Source organism: Microbispora corallina, assembly GCF_016863035.1.
Lineage (GTDB): Bacteria > Actinomycetota > Actinomycetes > Streptosporangiales > Streptosporangiaceae > Microbispora > Microbispora corallina.
On the sequence record NZ_BOOC01000011.1, the window covers coordinates 148975 to 168917 of the forward strand.

A 19943-nucleotide genomic window follows, 5' to 3' on the forward strand; every position below is an offset into this window, starting at 1 on the left:
CCGTCTCCCTCCTGGTCATCGGTGCCCCCACACGAGGAAGACCGGGTTGGCCGCGACGAGGCGGGTCGACCCGTCGGGCAGGCCGCCGAACCGCGACGCCGTGAGCGCGGCGCCCCCCACCTCGTACGAGGCCGCCCTGAGGGCGTCCCGCACGGGCGCGACCCGGTCGACGGCGGCGAGCGCCGCGACCACGGACCGGGCGCCGCGCGCGGCCGCGGCGGCGACGACGGCGGGCCCGCCGCCCCCGGCGAACACCGCGTCCGGGTCCGGCAGGTCGGGGAGGCACGCGGGGGCGTCGCCGCGCACCACGCTCAGCTCGACGCCGTGGTCGCGCGCGTTGCGGCGGGCCCGCTCGCACTGGGCCGGGTCCCGGTCGACCGCCACCACGGCCGCGCCGAAGCGGGCGCACTCGACGGCCACCGAGCCGCTGCCGCAGCCGAGGTCCCACACGAGGTCGCCGAGCCCCGGCCCGAGGTGGGCGAGCGCGAGCGCCCGCACCTCCGCCTTGGAGATCATCGAGTCCCGGTGCTCGTACGACTCCTCGGGCAGCCCCCACCGGGACGGCGTCAGTCGGCGCGGCGACGCCCAGCCCCTGCCGGGGGACGCGTCCGCGGCCAGCACGAGCAGGACGTTCGGGTCGGCCCAGGTCCGCGCCGCCGCCTCGTCCGGGGTGCACGTGGTGACGCGCTCACCGGGGGCGCCGAGGCGCTCGGCGACGACGAGCACCCGCGGCAGGTCCCCCAGGGCCCCGGCGATCTCGGCGGGGCCGCAGCCGGGCGCCGTCAGCACGGCGACCTTCGGCAGCGCGCGGCAGGCGTTGACGGCCCGGCGCGGGTCCCGGCCGTGCGCGCTGACCACCACCGCGTCGTCCCAGGAGTGCCCGGCCCGGGCGAACGCCGCCGCGACCGACGACACCGCGGGCTCCACGTCCACCCGGAGCCCGCGCTCGCGCAGGAGGCGGACGATGCCGAAGAAGCCCGGGTCGCCCGAGGCCAGCACCACGGCCCGGCCCTCGTGGCGGCCGGTCGCCTCCAGGGCCGCCGTCACGTCGCCCAGCACGTGGCGGGCCGCCCGGTCGGGCACAGGGAGGGCGTCCAGGTGCCGGGCGGCGCCCACCACCAGCGTGGCCCCGGCCAGCAGCGCGGCCGCCCGCGGCGCGAGCGGCCGCCCGTCCACGCCGATCACCGCGACCGGCGCGCCCGCGGCCCCGGCGTCCCGTCCGCGGGTCACGCGACGGCCCCCTCGCTGGACGCCACCGGGGCGTGCCCGTCGGGGTCCACCATGACGACGGTCGCCGCCAGGGCGCCCTCGGTGAAACGCTCCAGGACCTCCTTCACCCGCACGCAGACGAGGCGGGCGGCCGGCTCCAGCAGGCCCGCCTCCTCCCACAGCTCGTACGCGTGCCGGGCGGTGTTGGCCTCGGCGACCCGCCCGATCAGGGCCTCGTCGCCGCCGGCCCGCCCGGTGATCGAGGCGAGCAGCCCCCGGTCCACCTTCGACCGGGTGTAGTGGGTCATGAGCACGCCCGCCGCCAGCTTGGCGAGCTTGCCCGCCATCCCGACGAACACCACCTCGGACAGCCCCGCCTCGACGGCCCGCCGGAGGGCGGCGCCGGTGAAGTCGCCCACCTCGACGAAGCACACCTCGGGCAGGTCGGGTCGCAGCCGCATGGCCGCCCGGTCGGTGCGGCCCCCGGTCGACAGCACCAGCGTCCGCTCGCCCTGGGCGGCCATCACGCTGATCGCCTGGACGACGGACGAGCGCCACGACTCGGTCGAGAACGGCCGGACGACGCCGGTCGTGCCCAGGATCGAGATCCCGCCGAGGATGCCGAGCCGGGCGTTGGTCGTCTTGCGGGCCATCCGCTCGCCCTCGGGCACGCTGATGATCACGCGTACGCCGTGCCGTTCCAGGTCGAGGACCTCGCCCACCGCCTGCGTGATCTGCGCCCTCGGCATGGGGTTGATGGCCGGCCCGCCGACCTCCAGCCCGAGGCCGGGCCGCGTCACGACGCCCACCCCGACGCCGCCGTCCAGCTCGATGCCGGTCTCGCGCCGCCATGACACCGTCGCCGTCATGTGGGCGCCGTGCGTCACGTCCGGGTCGTCGCCCGCGTCCTTGACCACGACCGCCGTGGCCCGGCCGTCGCCCAGGTCGTAGGAGTCGACGGGCAGCTCCACCCGGCCGCCGCCCGGCATCGGGGTGTCGACCAGCGGGGGAGTGTCGCCGTGGGCGAGCGCGATGCTCGCCGCCTTCGCCGCGGCGGCGCTGCACGTGCCCGTCGTCCACCCGGTGCGCAGCGCCCGCTTGCGCACCCGCATCGTGCGCGGCAGGTCCGGCTCGCGCAGCTCCGGCCGGCCGGCGTCGGCCTCGGCGGCATCCGGCTCGGCCTGCTCGGCCGGGTGCCCGGTGCGCGGCTCCGGACCGGGGGGCTCGGTCATGACGCGCCCCCGGAGCGCAGGGCGCGGCGCGCGACGGGGTCGGGGCGGCGGTGCCCGTGGAAGTGCCCGGGGTGGTAGAGGTGCGAGCGCTTCCCCTCGGCGTCCAGCGCGGGCCCGACCAGCACGAGCGTGTGCTTCCAGAGCCGGTGGGCGCGGACCGTGGCGGCCAGCTCGTCGAGGCGGCAGCGCAGAACGAGCTCGTCCTCCCACGTCACCCGGTAGCCGACGACGCAGGGCGTCTCCGGCGGGTACCCGCCCGCCAGCAGCTCCTGCTGGAGCTGCGCCGAGCGGGCGGCCGACAGGAACAGCGCCATCGTCGCTCCGTGCGCGGCGAAGCCCCGGACGGTCTCGCCCTCGGGCATCGGCGTCTTGCCGCCCTCGAGGCGCGTGAGGACCACCGACTGCGCGACCTCGGGGACGGTGAGCTCCCGGCCCACGGCCGCCGCGACGGCGGTGAAGCTCGACACGCCGGGCACGATCTCGGTGGCCAGCCCGAGGGCCGCGCATCTGTCGAGCTGCTCCTGCACGGCCCCCCACAGGGCGGGGTCGCCCGAATGCACCCGCGCCACGTCGAGGCCGTCGCGGGCCGCCTCCTCGTAGAGGGCGACCACCTCCTCCAGTGGCACCGCCGCGGAGTCGACGATCCGCGCGTCCGCGCGGGCGTGGTCGAGGACGCCGGGGTGGACGAGGCTGGAGGCCCAGATCACGACGTCCGCGCGTCCGATGGCGGCCGCCCCGCGCAGCGTCAGCAGGTCGGCCGCCCCCGGCCCGGCGCCGACGAACGTCACCGACCCGCGCCCGCCCTCGCCGCCACCCCCCGTCGCGCCCGGGGCGGCAGGGGGGCGGGCCGGACGTCCGCTGTCCTGGGGGGTCGCGTCGGTCGTCACAGCCGGCCTCCTCGGCCCGTCCTCGGTGGGGTCACGATCAGCGCCGACAGGTACGGCCCGGCCGCGCCGGGGTCGAGGCCGGCGGCGGGACGGATGTCCTCGTCCGGCAGCCCGAGCGACGCGCCGTACACGGCTCCGGCGAGCCTGCCCGCGTCGCGCACGGCCTCCAGGACCTCGGGCAGCACGCGCCCGCCCTTGTACGCGACGACGGTGTCGTGGGCGTCGAGCGCCCGGCGCAGCGCGTCGACCCCGGCGGTCAGCGGCATCAGCGCGAGCGACTCCCGCCCCTCGACCAGCACGGTGCCGCTGGCGGCCGCGAGCGCCTGCATCGCGGTGATCCCGGGGACCGTGCGCACCTCCACCTCGGGCACGAGCGTCCTCACGGTCGCGGCGAGATAGGTGAACGTGCTGTAGACGTTGGGGTCGCCGATCGTCGCGAAGGCGACCGTGCGGCTGCCCTCGGCGAACGCGCGGGCGACCTGCGCCCCGGCCGCGTCCCAGGCGCCGTCGCGCCGCGGGCCGTCGGTCAGCGCGAAGACCAGCCTGCGCACCTCGCGCTCGGCGTGCGCCCGGACGATCCGCTCGGCGCGCCCCTCCTCGCCGGTGTCGGCCACCGGCACCACCACCACGTCCGCGTCCCGCAGCACCCGGACGGCCCGCACGGTGACCAGGTCGGGATCCCCGGGGCCGACGCCGACCCCCACCAGCGCCGGCCTCATGCGGCGGCCGCCACGAGGTCGCGGGCCAGGCGCGGCGCGCCCGCCCAGTGGACGTGCAGGTACGACGCGTGCACCCCGCCTCGGACGAAGCCCTCGCGCCGCCCGCCGTCGAGGGTGTACGCGGCGGGCTCGCCGGCGGCGGGGGAGCAGACGGTGCGGTGGAACTCGTGCGCCCGCACGGCCGACCCGTCGGCCCGTACGGCGTCGCGGTAGCCGAGCGTGAGACGGCCGGTCATCCGGGCCTCGATCGGCAGCACCCCGCACATCGGCGTCCCGTCGAGCGACCGGGCGAGGTAGAGGAGCCCGGCGCACTCCGCCCAGACGGGCAGCCCGCGCGCCGCGAGCCGGGCGACCTCGGCCCGGAGGGGGACGTTGGCCGACAGGTCGGCCGTGTGCATCTCGGGGAACCCGCCCCCGATCACCAGGCCGCGGACACCCTCGGGCAGCCGTTCGTCGGCGAGGGGGTCGACGACCGCCACCTCCGCCCCGGCCGCTGTCAGCAGCTCCGTCGTCTCGGCGTACGAGAACGTGAACGCGGCCCCCGCCGCGACCGCCACCACCGGCCGTCGTCCCGCGCCGGCGTCCTGCCGCAGGGCCTCGGCGGCGGACCAGGGGGTGACGGCGAGGGGCGGCGCGGCGGAGGCGATCCGGACGATCATGTCCAGGTCGCAGTGGCGCTCCACCAGGGCGCCGAGCGCGGCCACCGCCCGCAGGGCCTCCGCCTCCCGCTCGGCGGCGGGCACCAGCCCGAGGTGCCGGGAGGGCACGTGGACGCCCGCGTCCCTCGGCAACGCGCCCGCGACCGGCATGCCCAAGGTGGCGAGCGCCTCCCGGAGGATCTCCTCGTGCCGCGGCGAGCCCACCCGGTTGAGGACCACCGCCGCCACCTCCACCGACGGGTCGTACGTCGCGAACCCGTGCACGAGCGCCGCCACCGACGACGACTGCGACGACGCGTCCACGACCAGCAGCACGGGCGCGCGCAGCAGCCGGGCGACGTGGGCGGTGGACGCCTCCCCGGTCGCGCCCCGGCCGTCGAACAGCCCCATGACGCCCTCGACGACCGCGACGTCCGCGCCCCGGGCGCCGTGCGCGAACAGCGGGCCCACCAGGCCCTCGCCCGTGAGGAACGCGTCGAGGTTCCGGCCGGGACGGCCGGTGGCGAGCGCGTGGTAGCCGGGGTCGATGTAGTCGGGACCGACCTTGTGCGGCGACACCCGCAGGCCCCTGGCCGCCAGCGCGGCCATGATCCCGGTGGCCACCGTGGTCTTCCCGGCGCCGGAGGCGGGGGCGGCGACCACCACCCGGGGGACGGTCACCATTCGATCCCCCTCTGGCCCTTCTGACCGGCGTCCATGGGGTGCTTGACCTTCGTCATCTCCACGACCAGGTCGGCCGCCTCCACGAGCCGGGGGTCGGCGTCGCGCCCGGTGATCACCACGTGCTGGCGGCCGGGCCGGTCGCGCAGCGTCGCCACCACGTCGTCGACGTCCACCCAGCCCCACTTCATCGGGTAGGTGAACTCGTCGAGGACGTACAACCGGTAGGTCTCGGCCGCGAGGTCGCGCCTGATCTGCGCCCAGCCCTCCCGGGCGTCGGCGGCGTGGTCGGCCTCGGCGCCGGGGCGCTGGATCCACGACCAGCCCTCGCCCATCTTGTGCCAGGTCACCGGGCCGCCCTCGCCGGTCTCGCCGTGGACGCGGCCGAGCGCGCGCAGCGCGGCCTCCTCGCCGACCCGCCACTTGGCGCTCTTCACGAACTGGAACACGCCGATGGGCCAGCCCTGGCTCCAGGCGCGCAGCGCGAGGCCGAACGCCGCCGTGGACTTCCCTTTCATCTCCCCGGTGTGGACGATGACGAGCGGCCGGTTGCGCCGCTCGCGCGTGGTCAGCCCGTCGTCGGGCACCGTCGCCGGTCTGCCCTGCGGCATCTACGCCACCTTCCTCACGTCGCGGACCACGCCCGCGAGGCCGTCGGCCGCCAGGTCGTCGAGCCGCAGCACGATCCCGCCGAGCGCGGCCCCGAGCCGCGCCGCGAGGCCGAGCCGTACGGGTCCCTGCTCGCAGTCGACGACCACGCTGGCGAGCGGGTCGCCGCCCACCCCGGACGCGCGCAGGCGCAGTGCGACGCCGGCGGGGTCGGGCCCCGCGGTGTGGCGGCCGTCCGTCACCACCACCAGCAGCGGGCGGCGGCGCGGGTCGCGCAGCCGTTCGGCCGCCAGCACCCGCGCCGAGCGCCGCAGCCCGGCGGCGAGGGGGGTGCGGCCGCCGGTCGGGAGCCGCGCGAGACGGGCCGACGCCAGCTCGACGCTCGACGTGGGCGGCAGCGCGACCGTGGCGTCCTCACCCCGGAACGTCACCAGGCCCACCTTGTCGCGGCGCTGGTAGGCGTCGAGGAGCAGCGACAGCACGGCGCCCTTCACGGCCCGCATGCGCGCCCTGGCCGCCATGGAGCCGCTCGCGTCCACGCAGAAGAGCACGAGGTTCGACTCCCGTCCCTCGCGGACCGCCTCGCGGAGGTCGTCGCGGCGCAGCAGCAGGCCGCCGCGGTCGCGTCCGCGTCCGATCTGGTGCGGCGCGGCGGCGGCCAGGGTCGCCGCCAGGTGCAGCCGCCGCAGGCGGCCGGACGGCGGCCGTGCGCCCGTGGCCCGTCCGGCCCCGCCTGTCGTGCGCCCGCGCCGCCCGGCCGGGCCCTCCTCGCCCACCGTGCGGGGGGCCAGCAGCCGCGGCCGGTACGTCGCCGAGGGGGCGACGGCCTCCTGCCCGGGAGCGGAGGAGCGCCCCTCGCCGCGTGCCTCGCCGCCGGGCCCCGGTACGCCTCGCCCGCCGCCCGAACCGCCGCCGGAGCCGTCGCCGGAACCGCCGCCGGAGCCGTCGCCGGAACCGCCGCTCGGGCCGCCGCCGGGTCCACTGTCAGGGCCGTCGCCGGAACCACCGTCGGAGCCGCCGCCCGGGCCGCCGCCGGGACCGCTGCCCGGGCCGTCGTCGTCGGGCCCGGGGCCGTCGTCGCCGGCCGGGCCCTCGGGCCCGCTCGCGGCCTCCGCCTCGGCCAGCGCCCGGTCGAGGTCGTCCTCGTCCACTCCGGGGGTGTCGAAGGGGTCCCGGCGACGGCGGTGCGGCAGCGCGAGCCGGGCCGCCGCCCGCACGTCGTCCGCGTTCACCTCGTCCCGCCCCTCCCAGGCGGCCAGCGCGACCGCCGTACGGGCCATGACCAGGTCGGCGCGCAGGCCGTCCACGTCGAAGGCCGCGCACACCGCGGTGATCCGGCGCAGCGCGTGGTCCGGCAGCGTCACGCGGGGCAGGCGGTCGCGGGCCGCCGCGATCCGGGCGGCGAGATCGGCGTCCCGCTCCCGGTGGGCGGCGGCGAACCCGGCGGGGTCGGCGTCGTACGCCAGCCGCCCGCGCACCACCTCGGCGCGCTCGCCCGGGTCGCGGCTGGCCCGTACCTCGACGGCCAGGCCGAACCGGTCGAGCAACTGGGGACGGAGCTCGCCCTCCTCGGGGTTCATCGTGCCCACCAGCAGGAAGCGGGCGGCGTGCCGCACCGAGACGCCCTCCCGCTCGACGTACGCCGTGCCCATGGCGGCGGCGTCGAGCAGCAGGTCGACGAGGTGGTCGTGGAGCAGGTTGACCTCGTCCACGTACAGGACCCCGCGGTGGGCCGCCGCGAGCAGGCCCGGCTCGAACGCCTTGACGCCCTCCGTGAGGGCCCGTTCGAGGTCGAGCGCGCCGGCGACGCGGTCCTCGCTCGCCCCCACCGGCAGCTCGACCAGGCGGGCGGGCCGGACGACGCCGGGCGCCGAGTCGTGCGGGCCGTCGGGGCAGGCGGGGTCGGGCGCGGCCGGGTCGCAGGAGAACCGGCACCCCGTCACCACGGCCACCGGCGGCAGCAGCGCCGCCAGCGACCGCACGACGGTCGACTTGGCCGTGCCCTTCTCGCCTCGCACGAGGACCCCGCCGATCGACGGCGACACGGCGTTCAGCAGCAGCGCCCGCTTGAGGTCGTCGAGCCCGACCACCGCGCTGAACGGGTACGTCACGGTCATGCGCCCGCCTCCAGGTCGCCTTCCATCTCCAGGTAGGTGGTCCGGAGGCCGTCGAGGGTCTCCGGCGACGGGTCCGCCCACAGGCCGCGCTCGGCCGCCTCCAGCAGCCGTTCGGCGATGCCGCGCAGCGCCCACGGGTTCGACCGGCGCATGAACTCGCGCACCCCGGGGTCGAAGACGTACGACTGGGCGAGCGACTCGTACATCCAGTCGTCCACCACCCCGGCCGTCGCGTCGAAGCCGAACAGGTAGTCCACCGTGGCCGCCATCTCGAACGCGCCCTTGTAGCCGTGGCGCCGCATCGCCGCGATCCACCGGGGGTTGACGACGCGGGACCGGAACACCCGCCGTGTCTCCTCGCCCAGCGTCCGCGTGCGCACGGCGTCGGGCACGTGCGAGTCGCCCACGTACGCCGCTGGGGACGCGCCGGTCAGGTGCCGGACCATGGCGACCATGCCGCCGTGGTACTGGAAGTAGTCGTCGGAGTCGGCGATGTCGTGCTCGCGGTTGTCCTGGTTCTTCGCGGCCACCTCGATGCGGCGGAAGGCCGCCTCCATGTCCGCCCTGGCCTCCCGGCCGTCGAGGCCCCTGCCGTACGCGTAGCCGCCCCAGACGGCGTAGACCTCGGCCAGGTCGGCGTCGTCGCGCCAGTTGCGGGCGTCGATGAGCGGCAGCAGCCCCGCGCCGTACGCCCCGGGCCGGGAGCCGAAGACGCGGCTGGTGGCGCGGCGGTGGTCGCCGTGCCGGGCGACCTCCTCCGCGACGTGCGCGCGCAGCGGGTTGACCTCGGCCGGCTCGTCGAGCGCGGCGACGGCCCGGACGGCGTCGTCGATCAGCGCGACGACGTGCGGGAAGGCGTCGCGGAAGAAGCCGCTGATCCGCACGACCACGTCCACGCGGGGGCGGCCCAGCTCCTCCGCCGTCATGACCTCGAAGCCGGTCACCCGGCGGGAGGCGTCGTCCCAGGTGGGCCGGACGCCGAGCAGCGCGAGGACCTCGGCGATGTCGTCGCCCTGGGTGCGCATCGCGCTGGTGCCCCAGACCGTGAGGCCGACCGTCCGCGGCCAGCCGCCGGTGTCGGCCCGGTACCGCTCGGCCAGCGAGGCCGCCAGGGCGGCGCCGGTCTCCCAGGCGAGCCGCGAGGGGATGGCCTTGGGGTCCACGGAGTAGAAGTTGCGGCCGGTCGGCAGCACGTTGACGAGCCCGCGCGTCGGCGACCCGGACGGCCCGGCCGGCACGTAGCCGCCGTCGAGGGCGTGCAGCAGGTGGGCCACCTCGTCGGTGGTGCGGTCGAGCCGGGGGACGACCTCGGTCGCGGCGAAGCGCAGCACCCGCGCGACGTCGGCGGCGGGGGAGACCTCGGCGGCGGCCCCGGGGTCCCAGCCCCGTTCCTCCATGGCCGCGACCAGCCGCCGCGCCTCCTCCTCGAACCGGTCGACCTCGCCCCTGGCCTCCTTGCCCTCGGCCAGCCCGAGCGCCTCGCGGAGCCCGGGCAGCGCGCCGGCCGCGCCGCCCCACACCTGCCGGGCGCGCAGCACGGCGAGCACGAGGTTCACCCGGGCCTCGCCCGCCGGGGCCGCGCCCAGCACGTGGAGGCCGTCGCGGATCTGGGCGTCCTTGATCTCGCACAGGTAGCCGTCGACGTGGAGCAGGAAGTCGTCGAACTCGGCGTCGTCCGGCCGGTCGTCCACGTGCAGGTCGTGGTGGAGCTGGGCCGCCTGGATCAGCGTCCAGATCTGCGCGCGCACGGCCGGCAGCTTCGCCGGGTCGAGTGCGGCCACGGTCGCGTGCTCGTCGAGAAGCTGCTCCAGCCGGGCGAGGTCGCCGTACGAGTCGGCCCTGGCCATCGGCGGGATCAGGTGGTCGACCACCGTGGCGTGCGCCCGCCGCTTGGCCTGCGTGCCCTCCCCGGGGTCGTTCACGATGAACGGGTAGACCAGCGGCAGTGTCTCCAGCGCCGCGTCCGGGGCGCAGGACGCCGACAGGCCGAGCCCCTTGCCCGGCAGCCACTCCAGCGTGCCGTGCTTGCCGAGGTGGACGACGGCGTGCGCGCCGAACTCGCGCGACAGCCACCGGTACGCCGCCAGGTAGTGGTGGCTCGGCGGCAGGTCGGGGTCGTGGTAGATGGCCACCGGGTTCTCGCCGAAACCCCGCGGCGGCTGGATCGCGACCAGCACGTTGCCGAACCGCAGCGCGGCCACCACGATGTCGTCGCCGTCCACGTAGAGCGAGCCCGGCGGCGGGCCCCAGTGCGCGGTCACCGCGTCCCGCAGCTCCGCCGGCAGCTCCGAGAACCACGAGTCGTACGCCGCCAGGGGGACGCGGGCCGGGGAGGCGCTCAGCTGCTCCTCGGTCAGCCACTCCACGTCGTGGCCGCCGGCCGCGATGAGCGCGTGGATGAGGGCGTCGCCGTCGTCGGGGGCGTCGCCCACGTCGTACCCCGCCTCGCGCAGCGCGCGCAGCAGGACCACGGCCGAGGCCGGGGTGTCGAGGCCGACCGCGTTGCCGACCCGGGCGTGCTTCGTCGGGTAGGAGGACAGCACGACGGCCAGGCGCTTGTCCCGGTTGGGCACGTGGCGCAGCCGGGCGTGCGCGACCGCGAGGCCCGCGACCCGGGCGCACCGCTCAGGGTCGGCGGCGTAGACCGGCACGCCGTCCGGGCCGTCCTCCTTGAACGAGAACGGCACGGTGACGAGCCGCCCGTCGAACTCCGGCACGGCGACCTGCATGGCCGCGTCCATGGGGGACAGCCCGGCGTCCGACGCGGCCCAGGCGGCGCGGGACGTCGTCAGGCACAGTCCCTGGAGCACCGGCACGTCGAGCGCGGCGAGCGCCCCCACGTCCCACGCGTCGTCGTCCCCGCCCGCGACGGCCTCGCTCGCCACCGCCCCGCCCGCGGCCAGGACGGTGACGACCAGCGCGTCGGCCTCCCGCAGCAGGGAGAACAGTCCGGCGTCCGCGCCGCGCAGCGACCCGCAGAAGACCGGCAGCGCGTCGGCGCCCGCCGCCTCCACCGCGTCGCACAGGTCGTCCACGAACGCGGTGTTGCCCGACAGCTCGTGCGCCCGGTAGTACACCACGCCCACCAGCGGCCGGCCGCCGCGCCGCTCCCGCCCGGGCCTGACCCCGTACGCCGGGGTGGCGCGGGGCGGGGCGAAGCCCTCACCGGTCAGCAGCAGCGTGTCGGACAGGAAGCGGTACAGCTCGAGCAGGTTGTCCGGGCCGCCCTCGGCCAGGTAGGCGAGCGCCTCGGCGGCGACGCCGGACGGCACGGTGGACAGCGCCATCAACGCGGCGTCCGGGGCCGGCTCCCCGCCGAGCACGACGACCGGCAGGCCTGAGGCGAGCACGGCGTCGAGGCCCTCCGGCCACGACCGGCGGCCTCCCAGCAGCCGGACGACGACGGCGTCCGCGCCCTCCACGAGGGCCGGCACGTCCCCGGGCGCGACCCTGGCCGGGTTGGCCACCCGCCAGGCCGCGCCGCCGCGGCGCGCCGCGAGCAGCTCGGTGTCGGCGGCCGACAGCAGCAGCATCGTCATCCGTGCTCCTTGGCGGGGGTGAGGGTCATGGAGACCGTGGGCAGGCCGGCGGGCACCCCGCCCTCGATGAGGCGCCAGACGGCGTCGGTGTCCAGGTGCTCCTCGACCAGGTCGCCCAGCGCGTCGAGGCGGGCCTCGCGCCGCTCGGCGAACGTCGTGTCGCCGGGGAGCCAGTCGCGGCCGGTGACGGCGGCGACCTCGGACAGGAAGGCCCGGCGGAAGCCGTCCTCGTCGAACAGGCCGTGCCAGGTCGTGCCCCACACCTGCCCCACGCGGCAGCCGTCGAGGAACGGCTCGCCCCCGCCGACCTCCACCCTGCCGTGGTGGATCTGGTAGCCCGCGACCTCGTGGCCGCGCCAGCGGCCCCTCGGCAGCGCCAGCACCTTGTCCGGGCCGTACACCGTCCGGACCGGCAGCAGCCCCAGGCCCTCGACCCGGCCGGCGCGGCTCTCGACCTCGTCGTCGATGACGCTCCCGAGCATCTGCAGGCCGCCGCACACCCCGAGCACCGGCCGTCCCTCGGCGGCCCGGCGGCGCAGCACGCCGTCCAGCCCGCGCTCGCGCAGCCACCGCAGGTCGGAGACGGTCGCCCGGGTGCCGGGGACGACGACCAGGTCCGCCTCCTCAGTCTCCGCGGCCGACGTCACGAGCCGCACGCTCACCCCCGGCTCCGCCGCCAGGGCGTCCGCGTCGGTGACGTTCGACATCCGCGGCAGCCGTACGAGGGCGACGCGCAGGACGTCGCGGCCGACGGGCGGGGTGAGCAGGCTGGGACGGCTCTCCAGGTCGAGGGAGTCCTCGACGTCGAGCCACAGCCCCGACAGCCAGGGCAGCACTCCGAGGCACGGGCGGCCGGTCGCCGCGCGGACCCAGTCGAGCCCGGGCCGCAGCAGCGCCGGGTCGCCGCGGAACTTGTTGACCACGAACCCCGCCAGGTGCCGCTGGTCGGCCGGGTCGAGCACCGCGAGGGTGCCCGCGAAGTGCGCCAGCACGCCGCCGCGGTCGATGTCCCCCACGACGAGGACGGGCAGGCCGGCGGCGCGGGCGAGCCCCATGTTCGCGATGTCGCGGTCGCGCAGGTTGACCTCGGCCGGACTGCCGGCGCCCTCGCAGATCACCACGTCGAACCGCCGGCGCAGGCCGTTCAGCGCGTCGACGGCCACGTCGAGCAGGCGCGTCTTGTGCTCGCGGTAGGACAGCGCGTCGACGTCCGCGTGGGCGCGGCCGAGCACCACGACGTGGGAGTGCCGCTCCCCGGCGGGCTTGAGCAGCACCGGGTTCATCGCGGCCTCGGGCTCGACCCGCGCGGCCGCGGCCTGCATCGCCTGGGCGCGGCCGATCTCCCCGCCGTCCGCGGTGACCATCGAGTTGAGCGCCATGTTCTGCGCCTTGAAGGGCGCCACCCGCACGCCGCGCCGGGCCAGCCACCGGCACAGCCCCGCCGTCAGCACGCTCTTCCCGGCGTCGGAGGTGGTCCCCGCCACCAGCAGCGCGCCGCTCATCGCGACCGCCTCCGCGACGCCGTACGGGCGGTTGACGCGCGCCGTGCCGTACGGATGGGGCGACGAAGGCGAGGACGGGCGGCGAGGGAGTGAGAGCGGGGACGGGCGGCGAGGGCGCCGCCGGACGGCATCTCAGGAAACGGGGCGCGGCACCGGGAGCGAGGCGCCCGCGCGCAGGCCTGACACGGCCATGGCGTGTCCTCCCTGGGGGTCCGCGCCCCCGGTCGAAGGGTCGACGGCCGGAGTATCCTGGCTCCCGGATCGACGCTCCCCTCGGCCTTCCCGCCCGGTGGGGCAGTGGCGTGGTGAGGATCGCTCCCCGGTGACAGTGGCGGGACCGCGCCGGATTCACACCGGCTTCCTCCGCTTCCGTCGCTTGCGGCTGCAAACATACACCCTTTGGATATTGGTCCCGCAAGGGGTGATCTGTCCGTATCTTTCCTCGGTAACTGATGTGTCCCGGTTTGGCGAGCCCGGTCGTCCTGGGCGTCCCTCACGGGTGCCAGCACCCTTGGCCGGCGGTTCGGCGGCGGCGTGTAATCCCGGTATGCACCGTGCGGCCACACCGCTCCCGGACGGCGGGGGGACCGGGTTCGGATGGTTGTCCTTCTGGCTGTCACTGGAACTGCGCCGCCGCCTGCGGTCGCTGGCCGTGCTCGCGCTGCTCGTCGCCTTCGTCTCGGGCACCGTCCTCGCCGCCGTCGCGGCGGCGAGAAGGGGGGACACCGCGGCCAACCGGCTTGCGGCGGCCACCAGGTCGGCCACCGTGGTGATCCGGCCCATCGACTCGGACGCGCGGTTCTGGGCCGCGATCCGCGCCCTGCCCGAGGTCGAGGCGCTCACGACCTTCCCCGCGATGGCGTTCGGCGTGGACGACGTCCCCGACGGCCGGAGCGGCCTGACCCTCCCGCCGGCCGACGCGGATCTGTTCCGGACGATCGAGGTTCCGGTGATCCTCGACGGACGGCTTCCCGACCCGCGACGGGTCGACGAGGTCGTGGTCACGCCGCTGTTCCGGGAGGTCAGCGGCAAGGGCGTCGGAGAACGCGTCACCCTGCGACTGACCACCCCGGAGCAGGCCGCCGCCACCGACAGACCGGGGGGCGGGACGCGGCCGGGCGGACCGGCGATCCCGGCGCGGATCGTGGGCGTCGTGCGGTCGTCCTGGTTCGCCGAGAGCCCCGGCGGCGCGGGCGGGGTGATCGCCTCACCCGCCCTCCTCGCCCGGTACCGCGCCGACATCGTCGGCCCCCACGACGACATCCCCTTCGAGGGCCTGGCCCGGCTGAAGGGCGGATCCGCCGCGATTCCCGCCTTCCGCGCGCACGTGGCCGCGGCGACGGGCTCGTACACCGACATGGAGGACCTGGACGCCATGGTCGTCGCGCACCGGCGCCAGGTGAACGGCTACGAGTCGGCCAGCCTGATGATCTTCGCCGCGGTCGCGGCGGCCGCCGCGGTGGTCCTCGTGGGCCAGGCGATGGCCCGCTACGGCACGGCCGCGATGGCCGACCTCCGCCCTCTCACGGCCGTGGGCATGACTCCGCGGCAGCAGGTGGCGGCGGCGTCCGCGGGGCCCGCCCTCGCGGGGACGGCGGGCGTCCTCCTCGGCGCGGCGGCCGCCGTGGTCGCGTCGAACTGGACCCCCATCGGCAGCGCCGCCCTGCACGAGCCCGCGCCGGGGCTCGACGCGGACGTTCCGGTGCTCACGCTCGGCGGAGCGCTCGTCGTCCTGCTGGTGGGAGCGGGAGCCGCCGCGGCCGCGGCGATCGCGCGGGCGGCCGGTCCCGCCGTCGCGGGCCGGCGATCCGTGATCGCCCAGGCCGCGGCGGGGGCGGGCCTGCCCCTGCCGCTGGTCGTGGGAGCTCGGTTCGCGCTGGAGCCCGGGAGGGGACGGACGGCGGTCCCGGTGCGGCCCGCGCTGGTGGGAGCGGTGGCCGGGGTGCTCGGGGTTATGGCGGCGTCCACCTTCTCCGCCGGGGTGTCGGACGCCGCGGGCAATCCCGCGCGCTTCGGGCAGACCCAGCGCCTGGAGGTCTACCTGGGCTTCGGGGGCGACGACGTGGTCCGGGCCGCGCCGCTGCTGGCGGCGATCGCGCGCGATCCCGCGGTCGCCGCCGTCAACGACTCGAGGATCTCCGTCGTCCAGGCGGGCGGCGCGACCTTCCCCGTGCTGACCTACGATCCCGTCGGCGAACCGCTGCCGGCCGTGCTGCTGGAGGGTCGCCTGCCCGAACGTCCCGGCGAGATCGCACTGGGCACGGTGACCGCGGCTCAGCTGCGCACGCGGATCGGCGGCCGGGTGACCGCCGGGGGAGGCGAGCCGGTGGTCATGACCGTCACCGGCGTCGGCTTCCTGCCTTCGGGACTGCAGAGCGGCTACACGCAGGGCGGCTGGGTCACGCCCGCCACGTACGACCGCCTCGTCGCCGGCGCTCCGCTTCCCTTCATGTGGCACGTCGGGCACATCGCGCTGCGCCCCGGGACCGACCCGGCCGCGGTGGTCCCCCGGCTGGGCGCGGCGGCGGCCACGGTGAAGGACGGGGACAGGGTGACGGTCGGCCTCCCGGCCACGCCCCCGCCGCAGATCACCGAGATCCGCGACATCGCCGCGCTGCCGGACCTGCTCGGCGGGTTCCTCGCGCTGCTGTCGGCCGGGGCGACCGGCCACGCGCTGGCGACGGCCGTCCGCCGGCGGCGGTTCGACCTGGCGGTCCTGCGCGCCCTCGGCATGACCCGTCCGCAGGCCCGCCTCATCCTGGTGACGCAGGCGAGCGTGCTCGCGGCGGTGGGCGTGGCGGCCGGGGTCCCGCTGGGCGTGGCCCTCGGCCGCACCGTCTGGCGGGCGGCCGCGGACCAGACCCCCCTCCAGTACGTGCCTCCCTCGGCGCCGGCGGCCCTGCTGCTCGTCGCACCCGCGGCCCTGCTCGTCGCCAACCTGCTCGCCGTGTGGCCGAGCCGGGCGGCGGGACGGCTCCGCGTGGCGACCGTCCTGGCCGCCGAGTGAGGCGTGCCCGGGGTCACCGGTCCCGGGTGAGGGTGGCGTTCATGAAGAACGGCTCGTCCAAGCAGGCATCCGGCCCTCCTGTCGCCTCGGTCGCCCTCAGCCTGGGACGGCGGGCGTCAGCCGGCCTGCGGCCAGTCCCAGCCCAGCTGGAGGAACAGCCCCAGGCGGTCGCTCACCGCCCGCATCTCGGCGATCCTGCCGTCCCGCAGGGTGACCAGGAAGATCGCCTCGACCGTGAACTCGCGATGGGTGGGCTCGGGCATCCGCGGGTGGGCGCCGGAGTTCACGCCCGACATCGTCAGCCGCACGGCCACCCGGTCCCCCTCGGCGATCATCTCCTCGACCTTCATGTGCATCGGGTCGAACGCGTCGAGCTGCTGCGCGATGGCGTCGAACGCGGCGCCCGGCTCCGCGCTGGCCCTGGTCGACAGGGAGGGCATCGCGGCGCTGTCGATGCGCAAGCTCGGCGCGGAGCTGGGCGTGGAGGCGATGGACGCTCTACTACCACGTGCCCAACAAGGACGCCGTCCTGGACGGCCTCATCGACGCGGTGGTCTCACGGGTGACCGTGGAGCCGGCGGGCCCGTGGCGGGAGTGGTCGCGCGCCTTCGCGGTCGCGATCCGGCGGGAGCTGCTGGCGCACCCCGCCCTGCTGCCGCTGGTCGCCACCCGGCCGGTCCTGGCGCCCGGCGGCCTGGCGACCGTGGAACGGATGGCGGCGGCGCTGCGGGCCGAGGGGTTCCAGGCGCTGGAGGCGCTCCAGCTCGTCAACGCGGTGGCCACGTTCGTCATCGGGCACACGCTGGCCGAGGCCGGGCGGACGCCCGGACACGACGAGCCGGACATCGAGGGCACGATGGGCGGTCTGGACCCGGGGGAGTACCCGGTGCTGGCGGAGGCCCTCCGCGCCGGGCTCGGCACCCCCGAGGACCACCAGGAGCGGTTCGACCGCGCGCTCGACGCCCTGCTCGACGGCCTCGGTCCCCGCCGCCAGGCTCACTGACGCCGCACTGAGGGGGGTCAGGACCAGGCGAGGGCGGCGCGGCGGTCCCAGTAGGCGCCGGGATCCTCGGTCAGGCCGGCCAGCCTCTCCTCGAGGTCGTCGTCCCATGCCACGTCCACGGCGGCGAGGTTGTCGCGGAGCTGGCCGGCGGAGGCGGCGCCGCTGAGCACCACGCCGGCCCACGGCCGGGCCAGGACGGCGGCGAGCGCCACGGCGTCCGGCGTCACGCCGCGCTCGCGGGCGGCGGCCGCGAGCGGCCCGGGCGCGGCGCGCGCGGTCAGCCGCCCGTTCGCGACGCCCTCCTTCACGATCACGCCGAGGCCCGCAGCGTGGGCCCGGGCCAGGGCGTCGCCGGCCGAGCGCTCCAGCAGGTTCCATGTCGACTGCACCGTGTCGAACAGCCCCGTCGCGACCGCCCGGTCCACCGCGTCCGCCTGGCGGGGGCCGGTGGTCGACAGCCCGACGGCCACACCCTCCGCCCGGAGCGCCCGCAGGCCGTCGAGGACCTCCTCGTCGTCGAACACGCCGCTCTCGACCGTGGCGGAGTGGATCTGGTACAGCGACAGGTGGTCGCCGAGCAGCGCCCTGGTCTCCCCGAACTGGCGGCGCAGCCGCTCGGCGGACAGGTCCTTCACCTCGTGGCGCTCGGCGTCGAGCCGCCAGCCGCCGACGTACTCGTACCCCCACTTGGAGCTCACGGTGAGCTCGCCGGGGGCGACGCCGCGCGCGGCGAGCCAACCTGCGAGGAACTCCTCCGCCCTGCCGTACGAGCGGGCGGCGTCCACGTGCCGGACACCGGCCTCCCTTGCCGCGTCGAGCACCGCCCACGTCCGGTCCCGCATCGCGGCCACGTCCCGGTCCTCGCCCAGGTCGTCGTCGCGGCCGAGCGTGATGTACGCGGGACGGCCGATGGCGGCCAGCCCGAGTCCGACGGGCGTCACCTCGAGGTCCGTTCGGCCGAGGGTCGTCACCTTCAGGCCATGCCGGCCGGTGGGTTCCTCCACGGGACCAACCCTAACCCCCTGTGCCGAGCAGGGCCGGACGCACCGCCTCCGCCTGACATTTCGGGTTATTTCAGAGGCGCTTTTCCGGGGAAACGCCGCCATTTCGGGTTTTGGCATACGGGCAGCTCAGCGAATTGAAGTTCGGAATTGACACGCGGAAAGGCCGCCGCACATAATCGGAGCTGTTCAGCGATCTCGCTCTCCCGAAACGACATTCACCGGCGATTTCCCTGTGCCCCTGAAATTGCAGGCGAAAAAGCTGTCGGACCGTTATGCCGTAACCGGAAAAGAATGGTGGTGGGGGTTGTGACGGAAACGGTGGACCCGGCCGTGAACGGCGCGCGGACGAGCCTCGGCACGACGGCGGCGCGAAATCTCGCGACGACGACCAAATCCGTGCCGCAGATGCAGGGCATCTCCTCGCGCTGGCTGCTGCGGATGCTCCCCTGGGTGCAGGTGCCCGGCGGCACGTACCGGGTCAACCGCCGGCTCAGTTACGCGGTGGGCGACGGCCGGGTCAGCTTCACCTCGACCGGAGCCCGGGTCGAGGTCATCCCCGCGGAGCTGTGCGAGCTTCCCGCGCTGCGGGGCTTCGACGACGGGGAGGTCCTCCAGGCCCTCGCGGGCCGGTTCGTCCAGCAGGAGTTCCAGCCGGGGGACGCCGTGGTCGAGGCGGGCGGCCCGGCCGACCAGATCGTGCTGATCGCGCACGGCAAGGTCACCAGGCTCGGCGAGGGGCCGTACGGCGACGAGGTCGTGCTGGGGGTGCTGGCCGACGGCGACTACTTCGGCGAGCAGGCGCTCCTCGGCGAGGCGGACCGGTGGGAGTTCACCGTGCGGGCGACGACCCCGTGCACGGTCATGGTCCTGCCCCGGCAGGTGTTCGCGAGCGTCATGGCCCAGTCGGACTCCCTGCGGTCGCATCTGGAGCGCTACCGGTCGGGCCCCCGCCTCCCGCAGAACCGGCACGGCGAGGCGGCGATCGAGCTCGCCTCGGGCCACTCCGGCGAGCCCGATCTGCCGGCCACGTTCGTCGACTACGAGGCGACCCCACGGGAGTACGAGCTGAGCGTCGCGCAGACGGTCCTGCGCGTGCACACCCGCGTCGCCGACCTGTACAACGAGCCGATGGACCAGGTCGAGCAGCAGCTCCGCCTGACGGTCGAGGCGTTGCGGGAGCGGCAGGAGCACGAGCTCGTCAACAACCGCGAGTTCGGCCTGCTGCACAACGCCGACCTCAAGCAGCGCATCTACACCCGCACCGGCCCACCGACGCCCGACGACCTCGACGAGCTGCTCAGCCGGCGGAGGAGCTCCCACTTCTTCCTCGCGCATCCCCGCACGATCGCGGCGTTCGGCCGGGAGTGCACCAAGCGCGGCGTCTACCCGGCCCCGGTCGAGCTGCACGGGCGGACCGTGCCCGCCTGGCGCGGCGTCCCCATCCTGCCCTGCAACAAGATCCCCGTCACCGAGGCCAGGACCAGTTCGATCCTGGTCCTCCGCGCCGGCGAAGACGACCAGGGGGTGATCGGCCTGCACAAGACCGGCATCCCGGACGAGTACGAGCCCAGCCTGTCGGTCCGGTTCATGGGCATCAACGAGAAGGCCGTCATCTCGTATCTGGTGAGCGCCTACTATTCCGCCGCCGTTCTCGTGCCCGACGCCCTCGGCGTCCTGGAGAATGTCGAGATCGGGCACTGACTGCCGGGCCCTGAGGGCCTGGCGCTGAGGTTCGGCGCTGAGTTCGACGCTGAGGGCGACGAGACCCCCGGATCCCGGTACGGGTGCCCCCGCCG

14 protein-coding genes and 1 riboswitch are annotated in these 19943 nt (G+C 76.2%); of the genes, 3 read left to right on the forward strand and 11 right to left on the reverse strand.

Going from position 1 to position 19943, the window contains the following annotated elements; translation table 11 throughout:
• Window positions 1–15: 15 nt before the first annotated feature.
• Genes cbiE through Mco01_RS14430 form a run of 9 tightly spaced genes read right to left on the reverse strand, consistent with a single transcriptional unit; the run spans window position 16 to window position 13133 of the window.
• On the reverse strand, window positions 16–1230 hold the full coding sequence (gene cbiE, locus Mco01_RS14390) for a precorrin-6y C5,15-methyltransferase (decarboxylating) subunit CbiE (protein ID WP_204057395.1): 1215 nt from the start codon (window positions 1228–1230) through the stop codon (window positions 16–18).
• Window positions 1227–2441, reverse strand: a complete 1215-nt coding sequence (locus tag Mco01_RS14395) for a cobalt-precorrin-5B (C(1))-methyltransferase (RefSeq protein WP_204057396.1) — start codon at window positions 2439–2441, stop codon at window positions 1227–1229. The genes cbiE and Mco01_RS14395 overlap by 4 nt, the downstream gene beginning before the upstream one ends.
• Window positions 2438–3328: a precorrin-4 C(11)-methyltransferase gene (gene cobM, locus Mco01_RS14400; RefSeq protein ID WP_204057397.1), complete on the reverse strand. Its 891-nt coding sequence runs from the start codon at window positions 3326–3328 to the stop codon at window positions 2438–2440. The genes Mco01_RS14395 and cobM overlap by 4 nt, the downstream gene beginning before the upstream one ends.
• Window positions 3325–4047, reverse strand: a complete 723-nt coding sequence (gene cobI, locus Mco01_RS14405; RefSeq protein ID WP_204057398.1) for a precorrin-2 C(20)-methyltransferase — start codon at window positions 4045–4047, stop codon at window positions 3325–3327. Before cobI ends, cobM begins: the two co-directional genes overlap by 4 nt.
• Window positions 4044–5369, reverse strand: a complete 1326-nt coding sequence (locus Mco01_RS14410; RefSeq protein ID WP_204057399.1) for a cobyrinic acid a,c-diamide synthase CobB — start codon at window positions 5367–5369, stop codon at window positions 4044–4046. Before Mco01_RS14410 ends, cobI begins: the two co-directional genes overlap by 4 nt.
• Complete coding sequence (cobO, locus tag Mco01_RS14415; RefSeq protein ID WP_204057400.1) at window positions 5363–5977, reverse strand: cob(I)yrinic acid a,c-diamide adenosyltransferase; 615 nt, start codon at window positions 5975–5977, stop codon at window positions 5363–5365. Before cobO ends, Mco01_RS14410 begins: the two co-directional genes overlap by 7 nt.
• Window positions 5978–8092: a putative cobaltochelatase gene (locus Mco01_RS14420; protein ID WP_204057401.1), complete on the reverse strand. Its 2115-nt coding sequence runs from the start codon at window positions 8090–8092 to the stop codon at window positions 5978–5980.
• Window positions 8089–11631, reverse strand: a complete 3543-nt coding sequence (cobN, locus tag Mco01_RS14425) for a cobaltochelatase subunit CobN (RefSeq protein WP_204057402.1) — start codon at window positions 11629–11631, stop codon at window positions 8089–8091. The genes Mco01_RS14420 and cobN overlap by 4 nt, the downstream gene beginning before the upstream one ends.
• The gene (locus tag Mco01_RS14430) at window positions 11628–13133 is read right to left on the reverse strand and encodes a cobyric acid synthase (RefSeq protein WP_204057403.1); all 1506 of its coding nucleotides are present in this window, start codon (window positions 13131–13133) and stop codon (window positions 11628–11630) included. The genes cobN and Mco01_RS14430 overlap by 4 nt, the downstream gene beginning before the upstream one ends.
• Before the next feature lie 220 nt (window positions 13134–13353).
• Window positions 13354–13541, reverse strand: a riboswitch (cobalamin riboswitch).
• 139 nt (window positions 13542–13680) lie between these two features.
• Between Mco01_RS14430 and Mco01_RS14435 the strand changes: the two genes are divergently transcribed.
• On the forward strand, window positions 13681–16140 hold the full coding sequence (locus tag Mco01_RS14435) for an ABC transporter permease (protein WP_204057404.1): 2460 nt from the start codon (window positions 13681–13683) through the stop codon (window positions 16138–16140).
• Between the two features lie 116 nt (window positions 16141–16256).
• Here the strand turns inward: Mco01_RS14435 and Mco01_RS14440 are convergent, their stop codons facing one another.
• Entirely contained in the window at window positions 16257–16601 is a 345-nt protein-coding gene (locus Mco01_RS14440) for an ester cyclase (protein ID WP_204057405.1), read from the reverse strand.
• 47 nt (window positions 16602–16648) lie between these two features.
• On the opposite strand from Mco01_RS14440, the gene Mco01_RS14445 reads away from it, so the two are divergent.
• The gene (locus tag Mco01_RS14445; protein ID WP_204057406.1) at window positions 16649–17143 is read left to right on the forward strand and encodes a TetR/AcrR family transcriptional regulator C-terminal domain-containing protein; all 495 of its coding nucleotides are present in this window, start codon (window positions 16649–16651) and stop codon (window positions 17141–17143) included.
• 17 nt (window positions 17144–17160) lie between these two features.
• Here the strand turns inward: Mco01_RS14445 and Mco01_RS14450 are convergent, their stop codons facing one another.
• A complete protein-coding gene (locus Mco01_RS14450) occupies window positions 17161–18147 on the reverse strand; it encodes an aldo/keto reductase (protein ID WP_239103604.1) in 987 nt (328 codons plus the stop codon).
• Between the two features lie 291 nt (window positions 18148–18438).
• Here Mco01_RS14450 and Mco01_RS14455 point away from each other — a divergent pair, with 291 nt between their 5' ends.
• The gene (locus Mco01_RS14455) at window positions 18439–19848 is read left to right on the forward strand and encodes a family 2B encapsulin nanocompartment shell protein (protein WP_204057407.1); all 1410 of its coding nucleotides are present in this window, start codon (window positions 18439–18441) and stop codon (window positions 19846–19848) included.
• Window positions 19849–19943 lie beyond the last annotated feature (95 nt).